A 2,955-nucleotide genomic window follows, 5' to 3' on the forward strand; every position below is an offset into this window, starting at 1 on the left:
GACCTTTCTCGAGCGCTACACAAAGGAAGAGCTCAAGTTCATCGCCCAGGAATGCGGCCTGATCGCGCATGTCGGCGAGAAACGGTTCGCCAAGCTGCTCGCATCGAAAAAGACCGAGCTTGTCACCAGCATGCTCAATCGCATCGGGTTCGATTGGGCGGGACGTCTGCCGGGCTGCATGACGCTCGATGGCGCCTATGGACCGCCCCCGGATCGTGCTGCCCAGCCGGCCGACGCTCCCATCTCGCAAATCGCCGCCTGACCGACACCCTCACCCTTCCAGACAAGGACCAACGCCCATGTTGATTGCCAACCTGCTGCCGCTTCTCGCCAACTATTCGCTCGGTTTCGATCTTGTCGCCGGCCCCGACGATACCGTCACGCTGACCGTCATTCCCCGCAAGGCGGAAGGCGCGAAGCACGGTCTCGAATCCGGCGAGACCCGCCCGATCTCGATCACCGCAACCGCCGTGGAGATCGATGCGGAACTTGGCCGTGGATCGGACGGCGCACTCGGCCAGCTCATCGCTACGCGCAAGACCCTTGCCGACCAGATCGCCGATCAGCGCCAGGCGGCCGAGGACGCAAGGATCGCCGCAGCGGAGGCCGCGAAGGCCAAGGCCGCCACGAAGGCCGCGACAGCAAAGACGACGGTGCCTGTGAGTCCTCCGAAGCTCCAGCACGCGGTCACCCCGCCGGTCGACGCCAAACCGGACCAACCCGCCACCTTGTTCTGACCGGACTCCGCTCAAATCTCGCCACGACCCAAGCCGGGAGTTTTACCTCATGCAGATCAACCATCTCACCCGCGCGTACCGCTATGACGGCATCGACCTTCCGGTTCCGCCGCATCTCGCCAACGATCCCGACGGTCTGCGTGCCTACCATGCCACGCTCTACCCCGCGGTTCTCAACGCCGAGATGGTCGACGCCGGCGTGTCGGGCGGCGCTCACGTCACCGAATACCGGCGCGCCGTCGGCACCAAGGGCTGACCGTGGCGCGCGGCAGCAGCGCGGCGATCCCGTCCGCAGTTCGTAAAACGCTCATCGAATGGATCGAGCCCGGCAATGGCGACACATCCGAATTCACCCAGCCAATCTGCAGCGAGCAAACCCAGGCGCTCCACGCGTGCATCCTTCTCGCGTCCGGGGACGGCGGGAGCAAGGCTCCCAGGCCGCTCCCGCCGCCACCGGGCCTGCGCCTTCCACCCCTTGGCTGACCTCGCGGGGCGGGCCGTTGCACTGTCCGGCGACATTCCCGCCCTCTTCGATGCTCCACTGGCGTCCCATCACAAGCTGATAGGCCGCTGGGCCACGTCTCGGGAAACGACGGCTAAACGCTATACTCGCGACCAGGCGCGCCAGCGCATCGAACGACTGTTCGACAAGGCGGTGCTCGACATTCTGGGCTCCGTCGAATTCGCGGACTTCAGGGTCGCGGTTCTTCACGGGAACGAAGGTTATCCGCCGGCTATCGCGGTGATCTGCGACAGCATGGGGCAACTCGACCTCGGATGGATCGAAGACAGCGATGCGCCCATTCCCTGGCGCGCCGCAGCCTACAAGGCCCTCGACGATATGCTGGGCCGCGCCCTTCCGATCTTCGGCTACCAGGACCTCTTCGATGAAATCTCTATGTACTATTGGGACGGCGCGACCGATGATGAAACCGCGCGGCAGTGGATCGTCGAATATCAGGGCATGGATCCTGACGATATCGAGGAACTCACTCTGCCATCCAACATGGAGTCTCGCCGGCCCGATTGGATGATCGCGGCAAACGCGGGGGCATCGGCGGAACTTCCGAACGGCTTACACCGGAAACTGGAGGAACTCCGCAAGGCGTACGCCGCTCTCGGGAAACTCCGACCGGAGCGCAGCGCCTGGCAATTCGATATCGAGATTGCCCAAGAGTATCTCCCCGGCATCGAGGAATGCTCGACATTGCCCCCGCTGACGCTCGTTCCGGTCGAGCAGTTCGCACGCGAGGTCGATGACGTCGGACGCCACGGGATGGAATACGGCTTCATGGACATCGCCGGCTTCTGCCCTTTGCCAGATTCAGTCCCGATCGACGACTGGTTCGCGTCCTTGCGTGTCGGCGCGCGGTTCCTGCTCGCCGCGCAGGACCTGATCCAGCTCGATCCAGCCAACCTTTGAGGTTCCTTATGTCCGACCACCGCACCCAGTTCGAAGCGACCGCCGGCGGCCTCGCGCTGACCAACGCCATTCTCCTTTACCGCAGCCAGCCGATCCGCAACGCCAGTCCCTATGCCACCGCTCGCGCGGGCGCCGCCGCATTCGCCAGCATCCATGCGATCGAGCATGACGATGAGGGAAAGCCGATCATCGGCGCGGGCACATCGCTGTCGCGCGCGCATCTGCGTCAATGGACCGAGGCCCTGGGCCGGACCGTTCTTCCCGAATTCCTGCCTGACAATGTGCTGGTCGCTCATCCCGACATGCTCGCATGGTGGATCCCGACCCAGGTTCGCCCGGCCTATTTCGCTCTCACGGATCCGCCCGCCGGCCTGCAGGTGCTCGCCGCGCGAACCACTATGCCGGTCCCGTATCCGCCGCATCTGTTCATCGCGACCCGATCGGGGTTCGGCGTTTACGCCTTGCCGGCAAACGAACGCCCCGGCATCGATACCCCGGTGCTGCACTCGCCGGTGCTCAATGTCTATCTCGACGGGCAACTTTGCTGGGGCAACATTCCGAAGCCAAAAACGCTGACGACAGCCTCCATCCCGGAATTCGAGCGCGGGGTGTTCGATAGCTGGTCCACCCACCCCAATCCCGGACAGGAACTGACCATCACCGGCAAAGGTGGTCTGGTTCGGCTCTGGGACGACCTCGCCGCGCGCAAGGCGAAGCGCTTTCCGGTCAGGCGTCTCAGGCCATTCGATCCCGGTCGGACACGACAGGCCTCCCGGCGAGCAACCCGGACCGATC

Annotated in this window: 4 protein-coding genes and 1 pseudogene; all 5 read left to right on the forward strand. The window is 64.4% G+C overall.

The window, feature by feature from the left end; translation table 11 throughout:
- Positions 1-262: pseudogene (locus VMR39_RS14525) on the forward strand (chromosome partitioning protein ParB); the annotation flags it as partial.
- A gap of 37 nt (positions 263-299) precedes the next feature.
- Complete coding sequence (locus VMR39_RS14530) at positions 300-737, forward strand: PRTRC system protein E (protein ID WP_013846913.1); 438 nt, start codon at positions 300-302, stop codon at positions 735-737.
- A gap of 49 nt (positions 738-786) precedes the next feature.
- Positions 787-993, forward strand: coding sequence for a PRTRC system protein C (locus tag VMR39_RS14535; RefSeq protein ID WP_013846912.1), 207 nt, complete (start codon positions 787-789; stop codon positions 991-993).
- Between the two features lie 219 nt (positions 994-1,212).
- The gene (locus VMR39_RS14540; protein WP_021688196.1) at positions 1,213-2,160 is read left to right on the forward strand and encodes a hypothetical protein; all 948 of its coding nucleotides are present in this window, start codon (positions 1,213-1,215) and stop codon (positions 2,158-2,160) included.
- Between the two features lie 8 nt (positions 2,161-2,168).
- Positions 2,169-2,955: PRTRC system protein B (locus VMR39_RS14545; protein WP_325416703.1), on the forward strand; the 787-nt coding region annotated here is incomplete at its 3' end.

It is taken from the genome of Sphingobium sp. (assembly GCF_035511395.1).
Taxonomy (GTDB): Bacteria; Pseudomonadota; Alphaproteobacteria; order Sphingomonadales; family Sphingomonadaceae; genus Sphingobium.